Below are 17,510 nucleotides of genomic sequence, written 5' to 3' on the forward strand. Positions count from 1 at the left end.
AGGACCCGAGCATGACTCGCACAGCAGGCATCGAAGCCATGAACTTCTACGGGGGGAGCGCTTATCTTGATGTCACGGAATTGGCGCGCTACCGAAATCTGGACAACGAGAGGTTTGAAAACCTGCTCATGCTTCAGCGTTCGGTGCCTCTTCCTTATGAGGATCCGGTCTCATACGGTGTGAACGCCGCCAAGCCGCTGATTGACGCTATGAGTAGCGCGGAACGAAGCAAGATCGATATGGTGATTACCAGTACCGAGTCTGGTATCGATTTTGGTAAGTCGATGAGCACCTATATTCACGACCAGCTTGGCCTGTCACGTCGCTGCCGCCTCTTTGAAGTAAAGAATGCCTGCTATTCCGGCACGGCTGGTTTCATGACCGCGCTGTCATATGTGCGTTCTGAAATGTCCCCTGGGGCGAAGGCTCTGGTGGTGGCAACTGATCTCGCGAGGTTCAATGCAGCGAATGCTGGCGAGGCGCTCCAATCAGATTGGTCTTTTGCTGAGCCGAGTGGTGGAGCCGGTGCGATAGCCATGGTTGTTGGACTGGAGCCGGAAATCCTTCGGGTTGACCCTGGGGCCCATGGCATGCACAGTTATGAAGTGATGGATACGTGTCGCCCGATTCCGGATAGCGAGGCAGGCGATGCGGACTTATCTCTATTGTCATATCTCGATTGTTGTGAGAATGCTTACCGTGACTATGCCTCGCGCGTCGCTGGTGTGGACTATCAGAAGACCTTTGATTACCTGAGTTTCCACACGCCCTTTGGGGGGATGGTGCGCGGAGCTCACCGGACAATGATGCGTCGTGTTGCCAAGGTCAAGGCGCAGGCAGATATCGATCGGGACTTCGAGACCCGTGTACTCCCGGGGATTCGCTATTGCCAGCGAGTAGGCAATGCTATGGGTGCCACGGTGTACCTGAACATGTTGAGCGCCATCGTGCATGCTGACGTCAGTCAGGCTCGGCGACTAGGCTTGTTCTCGTATGGCTCTGGGTGTTCCTCCGAGTTCTACAGCGGTGTCTTTGACCACAACAGCCAGGAGGCGCTTGCTCGTATGAATGTTGGTCAGCGGCTTGACGATCGTTACCGGCTGTCCATCGACGAGTACGAGATGCTGCTGCGCACCAATAATGAGGTTGGTTTTGGCACGCGAAATGTTGATTTAGACTTGGATCTGATTCCCGGAGTGCGCCGTGTGGGCGGGCCGCATCTTGTGCTCAAGCGCATCCGAGAGTTCCACCGTGAGTACGAGTGGGTGGGCGCGTGATCCCGGTTGAATTGACGTACCCACACGAGGGGGTAGCCCTGATCCAGATGTGTGATCAGGCGGGGGCGAATACCTTTTCTGCAGAATTACTTGCGGGACTTCAGTCGTCATTTTCCTCGGTGTCTTCTGATGAGTCGGTGCGCGCCGTGGTGATGACGGGCATTGGGCCCTACTTTTGCTGCGGGGGTACCAAGGAAGCGTTGCAGGAGATTCACGAAGGCAAGACAAATTTCTTGGGCAATGACTCTGGAGCAGAGGTGTACTCGTTGCCTTTGTCTTGCCCTGTGCCAGTGGTGGCAGCGATGCAAGGGCACGCTATTGGCGGTGGTCTTTCGTTAGGTTTGTTCGCTGATTCAATAGTATTTGCGCAGGAAGGCGTTTATGGGGCAACATTCATGAAGTATGGATTTACCCCTGGATTTGGATCGACGCTCATCTTCCCGGCTCGCTTGGGGTCTGTCCTCGGCAACGAAATGCTGCTGAGCGCTAAGACCTATCGGGGTGTTGAACTTGCTCGCCGAGGGCTGCCTGGGGAGGTCGTTCCGCGGGCGAAGGTACTTGATAAGGCCATGGCGCTTGCACGTATTTATGCCGAGCGGACCCGCCACTCACTGGTCACTCTGAAAGACACTTTGGTTGCTGATCTGCGACGGCGATTACCAGCGCAAATTGGCACAGAACTAGAGATGCATGAGCAGACAATTCATCGGCCTGAAGTGGCCGAAAGGATCGCAAGTTTGTACACCAACTGATCATCAAGGAGGAACGAGGATGTTGAGTCGTAATACAGTATTGGAGACCTTGGCTCGAGTGACGCGCGAGATTTTGGAATTATCGGAAAGCGCGCCGATTGAGCAAACCGATAGCCTTCGTGAGTTGGGGGCTAATTCTGTCGATCGGGCCGACATCCTTACCGACGCTATGGATGAATTGGGCATATGGACATCCCCCATTGATTTTGCTGCCGCGCAGAATATCGCCGACATCATTGATGTGCTGATGCGGACCGAGGTTGCTTCATGAGCCCCGTCGCTCTGGTGACTGGCGGTTCTCGGGGGATAGGGCGAGCAATCGCTGAAAGGCTGGGGCGCGATGGATTCGACGTCGCTGTGGTGGCGTCGTCGTCAGTGAGCGCCACTGATGAGACGTGCCGAGCGATCACTGCCGCTGGTCAGCGAGCCCAAGGATACGCCTGCGACGTCAGTGACTCTGTTCAGGTTAAAGCGCTCGTCAAACGTGTTCAGCAGGACCTAGGACAACCACAGGTATTGGTCAACAATGCCGGCATCATTCGTGACAACGTGACGGCAATGATCAATGATGAGGACTTTGATCGCGTTATGGACGTGAATTTGCGTGGTGCGTTCTTGCTGATTCGAGAGTGCTACTTAGGGTTGCTGAGGCAACGAACTGGTTCGATCATCAACGTATCGTCGGTTTCAGGGATTTCCGGCAACGCTGGGCAATCGAACTACGCGGCGGCGAAGGCTGGCTTGATCGGACTGACCAAGTCGGTGGCACGTGAGCTCGCCGAACGTGGCGTGCGTTGCAACGCCGTCGCGCCCGGTGTGATCAACACGGACATGGCTATCAACCTTGTGCAGGACGACCAGACGACACATATCCCGATGCGCCGTGTTGGATTGCCCGAGGAAGTTGCGGGGGTGGTCTCATTCCTCGCCGGGTCCGATAGCACTTATGTCACCGGTACGGTCGTTCGGGTCGACGGCGGTCTGGCGATGTGATGTTGTGTAGTTGGAGGTTTCAACGGTCAGGGCGGTTACAAGAAGGTTGTGCGAGCAGTCCCATGTCCCTTGCAACGATCGACCCTGCAACTCGGGTGGAAGGTGCGACCGGTGCAATCTGGCACAAAAGGTGTGGTCCAGCTTGAACGTGATCTCGCCATCGTCGAATCCGAGCCACGTTTTTGCCAGCGGATACCACGCCTTGAAAACGGATTCTTTGGCACTGAACATCAACCGTTCCCATGCGACGCCAGGCTGTACTTCGGCCAAAGCACTCGCGTGATGCATCTCCGCTGGAGAGAGGACACTGGAGCGAATACGGGGGGGAAGCGGTGAGTTGGGCTCTGCATCGATTCCGAGCGAGTGGAAATCGCTGGCACGAGCCACTGTCGCGGCTCGATAGCCCTGGCAATGAGTCATTGCACCGACGATCCCGGTGGGCCAGGTCGGTTCTCCTCGTGGTCCCGGTACTTGCACTGGACGACGAAGATCGAGCCTCTCTAGCGCCAAGCGCGCGCACGCTCGCACGGTCGTGAATTCTCGTACTCGCTTGTTCACAGCGCGGGCGATGAAGTGCTCTTCTTCTGGATAGAGTATTTCTGTGACGTCATCGCATAGTTCGACGGCAACTACATTTTTCGGGAGCAAACGGGGTAGGACGTTCGGTGTGAGGGGCATGTCCGCCTTTCCCGATCGGTCGAAGACGCCGAATCAGGGTCTTCCAGCGTTACGTTTCGACAGCAGGCGTCCTGTCGTCGAGAGTCAGAACTTCTAGCCATAAGGATACGGTATGAGCGTCTATACGGGGCATATCACCAGTCCATCTCATCCTGAGGATTCAGATCCGGCTTCCTTGGGTTCGGAGCGGTTCCGCACGGATTTCGGAGTCAGGATGCCCTATATGGTCGGGGCAATGTATAAGGCCATCTCGTCGGTTTCAATGGTGACTGAGTGCGCCCGTGCTGGCATCCTTGTCAGCTATGGGACGGGCGGCCTGACCCTCGCTGAGGCGCGTGACGGGATCCGCCAGATTCGTGCGGCTGCCGGTTCCGAGGCCCCCTTTGCTGTGAGCTACATGGCCCCGCTGAACCATCCTGAGCGTGAAGTTTCGTTCGTTGACATGCTGTTGGCAGAAAACGTCAAGCTGGTGGAGGCAGGTGCGTTCATTGAGGTCACTGACCAACTGATCCGTTATCGTGCGATGGGCCTGCATCGATCTTCCACTGGCGAGATCATCCCCGAACACAAGGTCATTGCCAAGCTGTCCCACCCAGAGGTGGCTCGACAGTTCGTGCTGCCACCTAAACAACGCAGGCTTGATCGGCTTGTTGCCGAAGAGATCATCACCCCTGAACAAGCAGATTTGGTCGTACACGTGCCGCTCGCCGACGCCATCACGGTGGAAGGCGATTCTGGTGGCCATACGGATGGGGCGGTTCTCGTCGCTGCCTTCCCTGCGATTGCTCGTCTTGTGCGTTCGTTGGAGATGGAAGTCTCCTTCCCACATCCGATTCTCATGGGGGCGGCTGGCGGGTTGGGATGCCCTGAGAGCATCGCAGCGGCCTTTGCCATGGGTGCTGACTATGTCGTTACTGGCTCGATCAATCAATGTACTCACGAAGCTGGCACGTCGGACTTGACCAAGGAATTGCTGGCCTCTTTGTCATTCCAGGACACCCGCAAGTGCATAGCGGGCGATATGTTCGAGGTCGGAGGGATTGTTCAGGTGGTCCGCCGAGGGCTGTTGTTCCCGGCACGTGCTCAGATGTTGCATGATGTCTATCTGAATACCCCTAGCCTAGAAGCCATAGATCCGGCAGTGCGCTCAAAATTGGAGCACCAGATCTTCAAGCAGCCTATTTCTCATGTGAAAGAATCAGTCCGCAGACACGTCTCGTCTGAGCGCTGGGTAGTCTGCGAGCGTGACCCTAAGGTCATGCTTGCTTCGGTGATGAAATGGTATTTCGCGCGCGCCACGCGGGCTGCGATCGACGGCGACGAGGATTGGCGTGCCGACCTTCAGATTCAGTGTGGCCCCGCGATGGGTGCGTTTAACGCATGGGCTCAGGGTACGGACCTGGAGGATTGGCGTGCACGGGGGGTAGTCACTATCGCTGAGCGGCTGATGACCGTTGCCGCGCAGTACGGTCCTCTTGCTCAGTCGACCTGATAATGCAAGGGTGAGTCGCCCCGAGTTTGGTCGAGGGCGTGTTATGCCGTGCTGACGAGTGGCGGGGCGGGTTGGTAGTCAGCGTAGTAGTTGCCTTGATAGGTGGTTGTGGGTAGGTCGTCGCAGTGGCCTGGAGGCGCCGAGTATTATACCAGTCGACCCAGGTCAAGGTGACGAGTTCGACAGTCTCAGTGGAGCGCCAAGGGCCCTTCGACCAGATCAGCTCCTTCTTGTAGAGACGATTCCCAGCCTCGGCGGCGGCGTTCGCGTAAGAGTTCCCGACAGTGTGAACTGCTTCCCAGAAGTTGGACTGAGAAATCAGTTCCTTCTTCTGGGGAGTTTTTGGATGCTTGTAGTCCGCTGTCGGAGGGGCAGCGTTTTGTGGCCGTAGAGTGTTGTTTCCTAGCTGGGTGTTGTCTCTCTTTAGATCAATTGAGCTGATCTTATGACCTCCGTGGGATAATTGGATCTTCACAGGTGAGGGTGTAGGCAATGGTAATTGCCCCGTGTTGGACAGGGGCCGAGGTTATTGGATGATGGGAGTTCCTACACTGCCTCACCAAAGACCTCGATATGCCCCAATGTAGCTACATCACCCCTGATCTGCCCATGTTCTGCCGCTTGGTCGACCCCGGCTTGTGGGTTATCGGCCAGCATCTCAGCCCTGAACGCGCCATCCTGTTGTGTCGCCCGGCCCACGCCGGGTTACTGGTGTCATCGCTGCGGTCGCCATGGATCACTACGTGACAGCGTGACCCGTGAACTGGCACATGCCCCGTTCGGCTGACACCTCACCATCCTGCGGGTCCGTCTGCGCCGCTATCAGCACCGGCTGCGGACATGTCTGGCGCCAAGACCTGTCGAGCGCGGCGCAGCCGCGCTCGTGCTTGTCCACGGGCGCGCTGCGATGGTCGTCGGAAGCGCTCGTGGACAACCACCTGTCCATGAACCGCATCGCTGCTGGGCATAGTGTTACCTGAAACACCGCCAACGATGCCTTCTTGGCCGAAGGACACCGGCTGCTGACCGACAAACCCGGCCGACTCGACAATGTGGTCGGGGCGGATGAGCACGTGTGGCGTCACACCCGCTGCGGGGACAAGTACATCACCGTGGTCATCGACCTCACCCCTGTCAGCATTGGCAACGGGCCCAGCCGGTTGTTGGCGATGGTTGAAGGCCGGTCGAAACAGTCCTTCAAGACCTGGCTCGCAACCCAACCCCAGGCCTGGTGCGACGGGGTAAGGATCGTAGATGGGTTTACCGGCTTTAAGACGGCGCCACGGGAGAGATTCCGAAAGTGATCACGGTGATGGCCCCCCTCCACGTGATCCGGCTGGCCGGCGACGCACTCGACCTGTGTCGACGTCGGGTCCAGGCCGAGCTCCATGGCACGCGCGGACGCAAGCACCATCCGCTCTACCAAGCTCGCCGAACTCTTCACACCGGCGCTGGTCTTTTGACTGACAAGCAGAAAGGTCGGCTCGACGCTTTGCTCGTTAATGACTGGCATGTCGAGGTTGAAGCCACCTGGGGCGTCTACCAGACCATGATCGCCGCCTACCGCACCACTGTGAGATCCGAAGACAAGACGCCATGGCCAAGCTCATTGGCGCGCTTGGCAAGCCCATCTCCACGGCCCTGGTCGAAGTCGCCAAGCTCGACCGCACCCTGGCCAAGCGACGCGACGACATCCTCGCATTCTTCGACTACCAAGGTTCCAGCAACGGCCCCACCGAAGCGATCAACCGACGTCTGGAACATCTGCGCGGCACCGTCCTTGAGTTCCGGAACCCGACCCACTATATCGCCAGAAGCCTGCTCGAAGTCGGCGGGTTCAGACCGGCCCTTCACCCCCGGATTGTGAAGAGCCGCGCAACCCCAGATCTGGAAAATCTGCCCACTTTCAATTCCATGAGCACTACGAACGTAGCCCTGGGCCACCTCGGTGCCAGACACTGGCTTAAAGCCGACAAAAGAGGGTCCGAATGCCTTACGAGCTTCCTTGAGCATCGTCGGACTCACAGCATTAATCCTGATGCTCCGCGGTAAGGACGACACTGCAGCCCTGACGAAACCCTCAACCCCTGCGTTCGCCGCGGTAGCAATCAGGCTCCCTGGGACAGGGTGTTGGGTCAAGATGCCTGTCGTCATGGTAATCGAGCCACCGTCATTGAGGTACGGAAGGCAATAGACCACGGCATTGAGTTGAGCAAGCATCTTGCTGCTGATTCCCGCCTGGAAATTGTCCGCTGTGGCATCCTCGATGGAAACAAACGGGGCCGATCCCGTGGTTGTCGCAACAGCATCAACCCTACCTACTTTGTTGAACATCTCAGTGATAGAGGATAGATCTTCAAGATCTACTGATACTTCGGTACTACGACCGACGGTAATTACCTCATCGCCTAGCTCCTCAAATGCCGCAGCTGCCTTGGAGCCAATAGTTCCAGTGCCACCAATGATGAGTACACGCATGGCATCACCCTCTTGTAGGCGAAGCTTACGAGCAAGCATAAGTGCTGCTGGTATCGGTCTTTCCTACCGTCACGCTGGTCCTCACGACCGCCTTGGGAGCGGCATGGATGTGCACGCTGAGGCGGAAAACCCCTCAGCAGCAGATGACGTCACCGCCGACACGCTTGCGGTGAAGATATCCTTATCGCATGAGTCGACAGGTCGGTGTCCTCCTTTTCGACGGCTTCGAACTCCTCGACGTCTTCGGCCCGGTTGAACTGTGGAGTCGGTTGTCGGACCGGTACGAGGTGACGTTCTGCGCCGTCGAACCTGGCCCGGTTCACAGCAGTCAGGGGGCGGTGGTCATGGCCACCGAGGACATGGATGCCTCCGCCGGTCACGACATCGTCCTGATCCCAGGTGGAATGGGGACGCGATCCCTGGTTGACGATCGCTCCTTCCTGACCCGGCTGCGTGGATGGACTGCTCCCGCATCCATCATCTCGGCGGTGTGCACCGGATCCGCCTTGCTGGCCGCAGCTGGCCTGCTGGAGGGCTACCGGGCAACCTCGAACAAGCGGGCCTTCACCTGGGCGTCCTCCCATGGCCGGGACGTCAGGTGGGAGCCACGAGCACGATGGGTGCATGACCGTGATCGGTGGACCTCGTCAGGGGTTGCTGCAGGTATGGACATGACCGCAGCCCTCATCGCACATCTGGAGGGCAAGGAGACTGCCGAAAGGGTGCTTCGAGAGGTCGAGCTGGAGGTCCAGACGGACCCCGACCGCGATCCGTTCGCGTTCACAGACGATCCAGCAACTCCGTCAAGCTACCGATCGTCGTAGTGCTCGGGTAAGGCTCGGAGGACAGCAGGAATCCCTCGATCCCTGCGGCTCGCGCGGCGTCGATGTCAATGGGACGATCGCCCACTGCGATGACCTCGGACGGATCCAGCCCATGACGCTCCATGAGTACCAGATTCATCTGGGGGTCAGGTTTGCGTGCGAAACCATCAGGGGCGCACACGAGGTCGTCCACCTGCACTCCCAGGGCGTGGAAGAGGTTCTCGGCGCTGGCGCGATCACGATGGGTGGCGACGAGGTTGAGGCCACCGCCGCGCCGCACGGCCGCCATGACCTCTGCTGCTCCAGCCATCAGCGGGGCGGGATCGTGCGCCCACTTCTTCTTCAACAAGGTGTAGGCATCGTCGAGCAGCTCGGAAGAGACGTCATACTGTTCGACTAAGACCTCGATGGCGTGGGCTATCGACTCCGACCTCAGGTGCGCGACCTCGAAGAGCTGCTGCTCGGTCGGTTCGGGCCACACGACCTCTGCGAGTGTCTGGTCGACCTCCGGGTATGTGTCGACCAGCGTTCCGCCCATGTCCCAGATAATGCTCCGCACGTCTTCGAGTCTTGCAGATGTGCTGCGGTGACAACGACCATCCTCGCGTCTCGTCGGGGCAGGCGGGTAGCCTGCCCCGAGTGACCACACCCGACCGCGAACCTGACCCTTGGGCTATGCAGCTGGTATTGCTTCGTGACAAACGTTTTCCGGCGCGCGAAGTGGATGCCTGCGAGGCGGCTGCCCGCGCCGTCGTCTCCCTCCTTGACGATCCTCGGACGGCACCAGGGGGCCCGTGGCACGACGCCGTCCAGCAATGGTCGGACAAGCGCATCCGTAAGATCGTCCGGCGAGCTTCTGGGAAGAGATGGGACGACGTCCAGGCCCTCAACGGCGTCACCGTCAGTCAGTATCCACCGGCCGATGCCGCTCCCGGAACCGGGCCGGCGATGGTTCGGGCCTTCGTTCCGGCCCCTGTCCATCCGCAGCCCAGACAGATCGACAAGCTGCAGGTCTCCGGCACGAATCTGCCCGCAGACGGCCAGTCCGCCACCTCGGATTCCGTCGTCACCATCGAGATCAATCCCCGCACCACCATGACGACCGGCAAGGCCTGTGCCCAGTGCGGTCACGCCGCCCAGCTCGCTCACGAGGCTATGAGCACCGGCACTGACGATGACCGACGAGCGCTGGAGAACTGGCGTCGAGACGGCTTCCGTGTTCGCGTCGTCACCCCGACTGTCGCGCACTGGGATGCCGATATCGCTCGAGTGAGGGTCGTCGATGCCGGGTTCACGGAATTCGACGGCCCCACCGCGACCACCCGGGCACGGTGGTGACCCGGGTCACGTAGACTCGTGCCATGTCTCAGCTCTTGCTCACCGCGGTCGGCGCGGATCGCGCCGGACTCGTCTCCGACCTGTCCGGAATCATTGCCAGTCACGGCGCGAACTGGCTTGACAGTCGCATGGCTCGGCTTGCCGGTGCCTTCGCCGGAATCGTCCTCGTCGGCATCGAGGACTTCAAGGTCGAGGCTCTCAAGGACGACCTCGGAACCCTCGAGGCCAAGGGGCTGCGGGTCACCGTCACCGACACGACCGCACAGGATGACGAGGACGAGGCCGTCCTCGTGGTCCACCTCGTGGGCCACGACCATCCCGGCATCATCCACAAGGTGACGGTCACCATGGCCCGTCTCGGTGTCACTATCGATGACTTGTCCACCGGCCTGCGCGAGGCTCCGATGGGCGACGGCATCCTCTTCGAGGCCGAGGTGCAGTGCCGGATCACGAACGCGACGACCCTTGAGGATCTACGCTCGGAACTGGAATCCATTGCCACCGAGATCATGGTCGACATCGATCTGGTCGACCGTTCCTGATCCCGGGGCCGACGAGGAGGCCTTATGACGCGCATCCCTGGCACCGATCTGGACATCAGGCCGCTGGTGTTGGGAGCCAATACCTTCGGCTGGACTGCCGACGAGCACGACTCCCACGCCATCCTGGACGCCTTCCTCGGCGCCGGGGGCTCGCTGGTCGACACCGCTGACGGCTATTCCCACTGGGCCGAGGGGAATGTGGGCGGTGAATCAGAGACGATCATCGGATCATGGCTCGAGAAAGGCGGCCATCGCGACGACATCCTCATCGCGACGAAGGTGGCCACCCACCCCGAGTTCAGGGGGCTGTCCGCTGAGAACATCTCGGCTGCTGTCGATGCCTCCCTGGTGAGGCTCCACACCGACCACATCGATCTCTACTACGCCCATTACGACGACGACAACCAGCAGATCGAGGACATGGCCGTAGCTTTCGACAAGCTCGTCAAGGCTGGCAAGGTGCGTTGGGTCGGTCTGTCGAACTTCTCGGTGACCCGGGAGCAGAAGTGGCTCGAGGTGGCCGAGCACGAGGGGCTGGCGAGTCCGATCGCTCTGCAGCCTCAGTACAACCTGCTGCACCGCGCCGACGTCGAGGATCCCCAGGGGTACGGCCAGCTGGCCAGTGAGTACAATCTGGCCCTCTTCCCGTACTTCTCGCTGGCATCGGGCTTTCTGACCGGCAAGTACGCCACCCGTGACGACCTCCACGGTGTTGCCAGGGAATCGATGATGGCGGCGTACCTGCCTGACGACGAGCACGAAAAGGCGGCCTTCACGGTTCTCGACCAGCTGAGGGAGATCGCCGGTGACCACGGCGTCGAGGTGACGTCGGTCTCGTTGGCGTGGCTGATGGCCAAGGGTGTCACTGCACCGATCGCCTCGGCGCGCACCGTGGATCAACTCGGTCCGTTGCTCGCCGCCACCGATCTGACCTTGTCCCATGACGAGGTGTGTGCTTTGGACGCGGCGTCGGAGCTGTTCACTCGCGACTGAAAGCCGACCAGATCCTCGTGGTTGGAGGCTGAAGCCGCATAAAGTGCGAATATGGCCACTACTGCTTTCAAGGGACAAACCGTCAACACCGTCGCCGACCTGCCCCAGGTTGGATCCGATCTTCCGTCATTCACCCTCGTCAAGACCGATCTGTCGGAGCTGACCAGCGACGAGCTCAAGGGTGAGAAGCTCGTCCTCAACATCTTCCCGAGCCTCGACACCGGTGTCTGCGCGAAGAGCGTGCGCACCTTCAACGAGAAGGCTGCCGGACTCGACGACACCACCGTGCTGTGCGTTTCCCGTGACCTTCCCTTCGCCCAGGCCCGCTTCTGCGGCGCCGAGGGAATCGAGAACGTCGTCGTCGCCTCGGCCTTCCGCTCCCACTTCGGCAAGGATCTCGGCGTCACCCTCGCCGACGGCCCGATGCAGCACCTGCTGGCCCGCGCCGTCATCGTCGTGGACGCCGAGGGCAAGGTGGCCTACACCCAGCTGGTCGACGAGATCACCACCGAGCCCGACTACGATGCTGCTCTCGAGGCCGTCAAGAAGGCCTGATTCAAGCGCATTCCAGGGGCGTTCCGACGACATGCCGGGGCGCCCCTGCCTTCTGCCCTGGTTGACATACGGGGTATGGGCGAGGAGGTGTCCTGGAACGGTAGAGTGACCAAAACCGCGTCCAGAAGGGCGGGGCGCTCCTATCTGAGGACCACCATGGACGGCGAATTAAAGCGTGGGCTCTCCTCGCGCCACATGAACATGATCGCGATCGGCGGGGCTATCGGGACCGGCCTCTTCGTGGCATCCGGCGCCACCATCTCCCAGGCCGGACCGGGCGGAGCCCTGGTGGCCTACCTGGCCATGGGACTCATGGTCTTCCTGCTCATGCAGTCCCTGGGGGAGATGAGTTCCTATCTCCCGGTACCGGGAGCCTTCGAGACCTACGCGACCAGATTCGTCTCCCCGTCCTTCGGCTTCGCGCTGGGCTGGAATTATTGGTTCAACTGGGCCATCACGGTGGCCGCTGAGCTCGCTGCCGCCTCAATCGTCATGGCCTACTGGTGGCCAAGTGTGCCGTCATGGATGTGGTCAGCCGGGTTCCTGGCCCTGCTGTTCCTGCTGAACGTGTTGTCCGCGCGGGCCTATGGCGAGGGAGAGTTCTGGTTCGCCATCATCAAGGTGGCTGCAGTCCTCGTCTTCCTGGTCCTTGGCATCCTCATGATCGCGGGCATCATGGGCAACTCCCCGGGGGTCTCCAACTGGCATCACGGCGATGCCCCCTTCGTCCACGGCGTCGGCGGCATCATGACGGTTTTCCTCATCGCCGGATTCTCATTCCAGGGCACCGAGCTCATCGGTATCGCGGCGGGGGAGTCGAAGGATCCTGACACGGCCATTCCCAAGGCCACTAAGCAGATCTTCTGGCGGATCATGATCTTCTACATCGGCGCCGTCGCGGTCATCGGGCTGCTGTTGCCCTACACGGACCCGAACCTGCTTGCTGGCGAGGTGACCGACGTCGCCGTCAGTCCCTTCACCCTGGTACTGAAGCGAGCCGGAGTCGCCGCGGCCGCAGCCGTCATGAACGCCGTCATCCTCACCTCGGTGCTCTCAGCCGGCAACTCAGGTCTCTACGCCTCCACCCGGATGCTCTATGCCCTCGCGCGGGAGGGCAAGGCCCCCAGCATCCTCGGAACCACCAACCGACGCGGTGTCCCGGTGCCGGCACTCATCGTCACCACCCTCGTCGGTGCAGCCTGCTTCGCCGCGTCCTTGGTTGGTTCTGGCCAGGCCTACACCTGGTTGGTCAACATCTCCGGACTGTGTGGGTTCATCGCCTGGATTGGCATTGCGATATGTCACATCCAGTTCAGGCGCGCCTTCCTGGCACAGGGGCATGATTTGTCCGAATTGCCATATCAGGCGCGTTGGTACCCGGCCGGGCCGATCGTGGCCGGCGTCCTGTGCGTCATCGTCACCCTGGGGCAGGGCCGTGACGCCGTTCTCAGCGGTGACGTCACCGGCATGGTCGTCGCGTACATCACCATTCCGGTCTTCCTGGCGCTGTGGCTCGGTCACAAACTCGTCACCAAGGCGCCTCGTGCAGACCTTTCCACCGCAGACCTCGACCACGACTGACATGATGGAAGGGTTGCAGCGAAACGGCTGTGGCGACGGCGAACGGAGGCATCATGGCTCGACGTCCGGGATGGGTTGATCATCTCATCGGTTGGCACGTCTATCCCCTGGGGTTCGTGGGAGCTCCCAAGCGGCTCCAATCCGGCGAGGTCAGCCATCGCCTCGGACATCTGGAAGCCTGGCTCGACCACGCGGTCTCCCTCGGGTGTTCAGGCCTGGCACTGGGGCCGATCTTCGCCTCGGCCAGCCATGGTTACGACACCTTGGACTATTTCGCCGTCGATCCTCGCCTCGGCGACGACACCGACTTCGACCACCTTGTCCATGCCGCTCACTCCCGTGGCCTGTCGGTACTGCTTGACGGGGTGTTCAACCACGTTTCGAGTCGTAACCAGGTCGTGCAGGATGCCCTGGTGGCCGGGCCGGACACCGATGCCGGACGGATGGTCCGCTGGCGTGACGGTCAGCCCGACGTCTTCGAGGGCCACGGTGACCTCGTCGCCCTCAACCATGACGACCCCGCCGTTCGTGACCTCGTCACCCGGGTCATGAACCACTGGTCTGACCGCGGTGTTGACGGTTGGCGACTCGACGCCGCCTACTCCGTCAATCCGGAGTTCTGGGCTGCGGTCCTGCCGTCGGTGCGTGCGGAGCACCCCGACGTGTGGGTCTTCGGCGAGGTCATCCATGGCGATTATGCGGGAATCGTCAAGGCCTCCGGTATGGACTCGGTAACCCAGTACGAGCTGTGGAAGGCAATCTGGTCGTCCATCGAATCCCGTAATTTCTTCGAGCTCGATCATGCCCTGGGACGTCACAACGAGTTTTTCGATGCCTTCACCCCGATGACCTTCGTCGGCAACCACGACGTCACCCGCATCGCCTCGAAGGTGGGGCAGGATGGTGCGATGGCCGCGACCGCGGTGCTGGCCACCATTGGCGGCGTCCCGCTCATCTACTACGGGGATGAGCTGGCATACCGCGGCATCAAGGAGGAGAGGTTCGGGGGTGACGACGACATCCGTCCGGTGTTCCCGGCCAGCCCGACGGAGCTGTCCAACCTTGGCGCCGAGACTCTGCGTGCTCACCAGGATCTGCTCGGTCTGCGGCGACGTCATCCCTGGCTCGTCGACGCCCGTACCGAGTCCCTCGACCTGACCAACGAGCGCTATGTCTACCGCAGTGGTGTCCCTGGGGTGGAGCCCCTCATCGTCGAGCTCGATGTGCGCGACGGATGCTCGGCCCTCATCCGCGAGGCGGGTCAGGTCATCTGGTCCAGCCGGACCTGAGACTCAGTCGCCGCCGAAGAGGTCTCGGGTGTAGACCTTCTCGGCGACGTCAGCCAGCTCGGGGGACATCCGATTGGCGATGATGACGTCGCAGTCGGCCTTGAAGGAGTCAAGGTCTCTGGTGACCTTCGAGCGGAAGAACTCATCCCCCTCGAAGGTCGGCTCATAGACGACGACCTCGATGCCCTTGGCCTTGATGCGCTTCATGACCCCTTGGATCGAGGAGGAGCGGAAGTTGTCCGAGCCGGCCTTCATGACCAGTCGGAAGATACCCACCCGCTTCGGATTCCTGGCGATGATGTCGGAGGCGATGAAGTCCTTGCGCACCGTGTTGGAGTCGACGATGGCTTGAATGAGGGTCTGGGGGACATCCTGGTAGTTGGCCAGTAGCTGACGGGTGTCCTTGGGCAGACAGTAACCGCCGTAACCGAAGGACGGGTTGTTGTAGTGGTTGCCGATGCGCGGATCCAGGCACACCCCGTCAATGACCTGACGGGTGGACAGCCCACGCTGGGAAGCGTAGGTGTCGAGCTCGTTGAAGAAGGAGACCCGCATCGCCAGGTAGGTGTTGGCGAACAGCTTGATGGCCTCTGCCTCGGTGGCCCCGACGAAGAGTACGGGGATGTCGGTGTCGACGGCCCCGGCAGTCATGAGGTCGGCGAAGAGGTGGGCCTTAGCCGAGTCCGATCCGACGACGATCCGTGACGGATGGACGTTGTCGTAGAGGGCCTTGCCCTCGCGGAGGAACTCAGGGGAGAAGATGACGTCGAGTCCGGGGCGCTCCTTGCGAACCCCCTCGACGAATCCCACCGGAATTGTCGACTTGATGACGATGGTCGCCTCGGGGGCGAGCTCCTGTACCAGGTCGAGGACTCCGTCGACGCTCGAGGTGTCGAAATAATTCTGGTCAGGGTCATAGTTCGTCGGGGTGGCGATAATGACGAAGTCCGCCCCCCGGTACGCGTCCTGCGGATCAGTGGTGGCACGCAGGTCCAAGTCGTGGTGAGCCAGGTACTCCGCGATCAGAGGATCGACGATCGTCGTCTGTCCGTTGTTGACCATCGAGACGCGTTCAGCGTCGATGTCGACAGCAACGACACGGTTGTGCTGGGCGAGCAACACTGCATTGGCCATGCCGACATAGCCCAGTCCTGCGACAGCGATTTTCACGGGCACTCCCAGATAGCTGTGTGCGACGGTATGAATGCTGGCCGTTGCACATGGACCACCATCATCTTAGACGTGTGCGTTGTGGTGTCTGGAGGTTGCCCGTCGGGGAATGCTCTTACTCCCTGACGTCTCCTGTTTCTGGGGTGCCCCTGTGAAGCCGTGGCGGGTGATGACGAGTAGTCGCTGTCGTATTTCGTGTATCCGTAGCCGTACGCCGATTCGCCGTATCTCAGATGCGACAGTTTCGAGGAGTCGGCACGGTTCAGGACGATGCCCGAGACCATGCCTCCTGCGTTCTCGATGGAGGAAACTGTGCTTTCAACCTGGTCGACGGTCGTGTGTCCGACCTGGGCCACAACGATGACGGTGTCTGCCAACCGGGAGAGAATCACGGAGTCAGTGACGGGCAGCACTGGCGGGGCATCCACCACTAAGTTCTCTTGCGGCCAGGCTGTGTGATAAGCGCAATGAGGACGTCGGTATGGTTGAGACGGTTTTGTCCGGGGTGAGCTGTCTGGGAGGAACTATGGACACCATCACCATCACCGTTGATGACGGAGCCGACGTCGACGTCCTTGTCTGGCGTCCTGAGGCTGTGTCGGGGCGCCCCATCAAGGGCTTGGTGCAGTTCTGCCACGGTATGGCCGAGTACGCGGCTCGCTATGACGAGGTCGCCCAGGTGCTTGCGGCCGACGGCTGGCTCGTCGTGGCGAACGACCACCGTGGACACGGGCCGCGTGCTGCCGCCACAGGAGAACTCGGAACCACGTCTGATCGTGGCTACCACCAGATGCTCGACGATCTGTCCGCCGTCGCTGACCACTTCATGGCTAGGTTGGAGGGGAAGCCGTGGTTCCTCGTCGGACACTCGATGGGGTCGTTCCTTGCTCGTGTCCTGGCCGTTCGTCGGGGACGCGAGATGACCGGCCTGGTCATCATCGGCACTGGCTCCTCCCTGGGGCCGTTGAGCACTGTCGCTACCGGGCTGGCCCAGGCCCAGGTGCTCATGGTGGGGGAAGACTCCCGCAGCCCACTGCTCAACACCCTGTCCTTCGGGTCCTTCAACCGGGCCTTCCTGCCGGCTCGCACCGACTACGACTGGTTGTCCCGAGACGCTCGCGTCGTGGACGCCTACAACGACGACCCGCTGTGCGGTTTCGTCTGCACCGCAGCCTTCTACCGCGAACTCGTCCGGCTTATCGAACTCGCCAACTCCACCGAGATCTTCCGAGCGACTCCACCGGCACTTCCCATTCTGCTGATGTCGGGCGCCAAGGACCCGGTGGGGGACTCCGGCAGGGGAGTGCGCCAGGTCGCGCGTCAGTTGCGCGACTCGGGCTCGCGTGAGGTGGACCTCGTTCTCTACCCCGGGGCGCGCCACGAGATCCTCAATGAGGTGAACCGTCGACATGTCCACGCCCACCTGCGCGACTGGATTGATGCCGTCGCCGCCCGACCCGGGACCTTGCAGGTTCGGAAAGCACGGTGAAAGGCCGCTCACGTTCGTTTCGCACAATCGTGCACATGCACCCCCAGTGCGCTATGCCG

17 protein-coding genes and 3 pseudogenes are annotated in these 17,510 nt (G+C 60.8%); 14 read left to right on the forward strand and 6 right to left on the reverse strand.

Going from position 1 to position 17,510, the window contains the following annotated elements; all coding sequences use genetic code 11:
- The first annotated feature begins 11 nt into the window (after positions 1-11).
- Genes ACP8ML_RS03180 through fabG form a run of 4 tightly spaced genes read left to right on the forward strand, consistent with a single transcriptional unit; the run spans position 12 to position 3,022 of the window.
- Positions 12-1,277, forward strand: a complete 1,266-nt coding sequence (locus tag ACP8ML_RS03180; RefSeq protein ID WP_117189355.1) for a hydroxymethylglutaryl-CoA synthase family protein — start codon at positions 12-14, stop codon at positions 1,275-1,277.
- The gene (locus tag ACP8ML_RS03185) at positions 1,274-2,029 is read left to right on the forward strand and encodes a polyketide synthase (protein WP_249361235.1); all 756 of its coding nucleotides are present in this window, start codon (positions 1,274-1,276) and stop codon (positions 2,027-2,029) included. Before ACP8ML_RS03180 ends, ACP8ML_RS03185 begins: the two co-directional genes overlap by 4 nt.
- A 19-nt stretch (positions 2,030-2,048) precedes the next feature.
- Positions 2,049-2,300 (forward strand): phosphopantetheine-binding protein, encoded by a 252-nt coding sequence (locus ACP8ML_RS03190; protein ID WP_171048587.1) that lies wholly within the window; start codon positions 2,049-2,051, stop codon positions 2,298-2,300.
- Positions 2,297-3,022: a 3-oxoacyl-ACP reductase FabG gene (fabG, locus tag ACP8ML_RS03195; RefSeq protein ID WP_117189353.1), complete on the forward strand. Its 726-nt coding sequence runs from the start codon at positions 2,297-2,299 to the stop codon at positions 3,020-3,022. The genes ACP8ML_RS03190 and fabG overlap by 4 nt, the downstream gene beginning before the upstream one ends.
- Here the strand turns inward: fabG and ACP8ML_RS03200 are convergent.
- The gene (locus ACP8ML_RS03200) at positions 2,948-3,700 is read right to left on the reverse strand and encodes a 4'-phosphopantetheinyl transferase family protein (protein WP_117189352.1); all 753 of its coding nucleotides are present in this window, start codon (positions 3,698-3,700) and stop codon (positions 2,948-2,950) included. The two genes, fabG and ACP8ML_RS03200, sit on opposite strands and share 75 nt — an antisense overlap.
- 112 nt (positions 3,701-3,812) lie before the next feature.
- Between ACP8ML_RS03200 and ACP8ML_RS03205 the strand changes: the two genes are divergently transcribed.
- Positions 3,813-5,192, forward strand: a complete 1,380-nt coding sequence (locus ACP8ML_RS03205; protein WP_117189351.1) for a PfaD family polyunsaturated fatty acid/polyketide biosynthesis protein — start codon at positions 3,813-3,815, stop codon at positions 5,190-5,192.
- A gap of 133 nt (positions 5,193-5,325) precedes the next feature.
- On the opposite strand, the pseudogene ACP8ML_RS03210 reads toward ACP8ML_RS03205, so the two are convergent.
- Positions 5,326-5,484: pseudogene (locus tag ACP8ML_RS03210) on the reverse strand (integrase core domain-containing protein); the annotation flags it as partial.
- A 281-nt stretch (positions 5,485-5,765) separates the two neighbouring features.
- Between ACP8ML_RS03210 and ACP8ML_RS03215 the strand changes: the two are divergent.
- A pseudogene (locus tag ACP8ML_RS03215) lies at positions 5,766-7,052 on the forward strand (ISL3 family transposase); the annotation flags it as partial.
- A 33-nt stretch (positions 7,053-7,085) separates the two neighbouring features.
- Here ACP8ML_RS03215 and ACP8ML_RS03220 read toward each other — a convergent pair.
- Positions 7,086-7,709, reverse strand: a pseudogene (locus ACP8ML_RS03220) (short chain dehydrogenase); the annotation flags it as partial.
- A 149-nt stretch (positions 7,710-7,858) separates the two neighbouring features.
- On the opposite strand from ACP8ML_RS03220, the gene ACP8ML_RS03225 reads away from it, so the two are divergent.
- Entirely contained in the window at positions 7,859-8,494 is a 636-nt protein-coding gene (locus ACP8ML_RS03225) for a DJ-1/PfpI family protein (RefSeq protein WP_117189349.1), read from the forward strand.
- Here ACP8ML_RS03225 and ACP8ML_RS03230 read toward each other — a convergent pair.
- Positions 8,451-9,143, reverse strand: coding sequence for an HAD-IA family hydrolase (locus ACP8ML_RS03230; protein ID WP_486703030.1), 693 nt, complete (start codon positions 9,141-9,143; stop codon positions 8,451-8,453). The genes ACP8ML_RS03225 and ACP8ML_RS03230 overlap by 44 nt on opposite strands.
- Positions 9,144-9,169: 26 nt before the next feature.
- Between ACP8ML_RS03230 and ACP8ML_RS03235 the strand changes: the two genes are divergently transcribed.
- The 6 genes from ACP8ML_RS03235 to ACP8ML_RS03260 all read left to right on the forward strand — a co-directional run bounded on the left by ACP8ML_RS03235 (position 9,170) and on the right by ACP8ML_RS03260 (position 14,792).
- Positions 9,170-9,832, forward strand: coding sequence for a peptidyl-tRNA hydrolase (locus tag ACP8ML_RS03235; RefSeq protein WP_117189347.1), 663 nt, complete (start codon positions 9,170-9,172; stop codon positions 9,830-9,832).
- Positions 9,833-9,855: 23 nt separating this feature from the next.
- Complete coding sequence (locus tag ACP8ML_RS03240) at positions 9,856-10,374, forward strand: glycine cleavage system transcriptional repressor (RefSeq protein WP_065674154.1); 519 nt, start codon at positions 9,856-9,858, stop codon at positions 10,372-10,374.
- A 24-nt stretch (positions 10,375-10,398) separates the two neighbouring features.
- Entirely contained in the window at positions 10,399-11,367 is a 969-nt protein-coding gene (locus ACP8ML_RS03245) for an aldo/keto reductase (RefSeq protein WP_065674153.1), read from the forward strand.
- A gap of 51 nt (positions 11,368-11,418) precedes the next feature.
- Positions 11,419-11,922, forward strand: a complete 504-nt coding sequence (gene tpx / locus ACP8ML_RS03250; protein ID WP_065674152.1) for a thiol peroxidase — start codon at positions 11,419-11,421, stop codon at positions 11,920-11,922.
- A gap of 156 nt (positions 11,923-12,078) precedes the next feature.
- Positions 12,079-13,503, forward strand: coding sequence for an amino acid permease (locus ACP8ML_RS03255; protein WP_117189345.1), 1,425 nt, complete (start codon positions 12,079-12,081; stop codon positions 13,501-13,503).
- A 53-nt stretch (positions 13,504-13,556) separates the two neighbouring features.
- Positions 13,557-14,792: an alpha-amylase family protein gene (locus ACP8ML_RS03260; RefSeq protein ID WP_065674174.1), complete on the forward strand. Its 1,236-nt coding sequence runs from the start codon at positions 13,557-13,559 to the stop codon at positions 14,790-14,792.
- Between the two features lie 3 nt (positions 14,793-14,795).
- Here ACP8ML_RS03260 and ACP8ML_RS03265 read toward each other — a convergent pair whose 3' ends face one another.
- Together ACP8ML_RS03265 and ACP8ML_RS03270 are read right to left on the reverse strand one after the other, a co-directional pair.
- Positions 14,796-15,962, reverse strand: coding sequence for a nucleotide sugar dehydrogenase (locus ACP8ML_RS03265; protein ID WP_015583108.1), 1,167 nt, complete (start codon positions 15,960-15,962; stop codon positions 14,796-14,798).
- Positions 15,959-16,339, reverse strand: coding sequence for a hypothetical protein (locus ACP8ML_RS03270; RefSeq protein WP_249361234.1), 381 nt, complete (start codon positions 16,337-16,339; stop codon positions 15,959-15,961). The genes ACP8ML_RS03265 and ACP8ML_RS03270 overlap by 4 nt, the downstream gene beginning before the upstream one ends.
- A 104-nt stretch (positions 16,340-16,443) precedes the next feature.
- Between ACP8ML_RS03270 and ACP8ML_RS03275 the strand changes: the two genes are divergently transcribed.
- Positions 16,444-17,451 carry an alpha/beta fold hydrolase gene (locus tag ACP8ML_RS03275; protein WP_249361232.1) on the forward strand — a complete coding sequence of 336 codons (1,008 nt, stop codon included), beginning with the start codon at positions 16,444-16,446 and terminating at the stop codon, positions 17,449-17,451.
- Positions 17,452-17,510 lie beyond the last annotated feature (59 nt).

The organism is Cutibacterium sp. LaCa_255 (assembly GCF_057458005.1).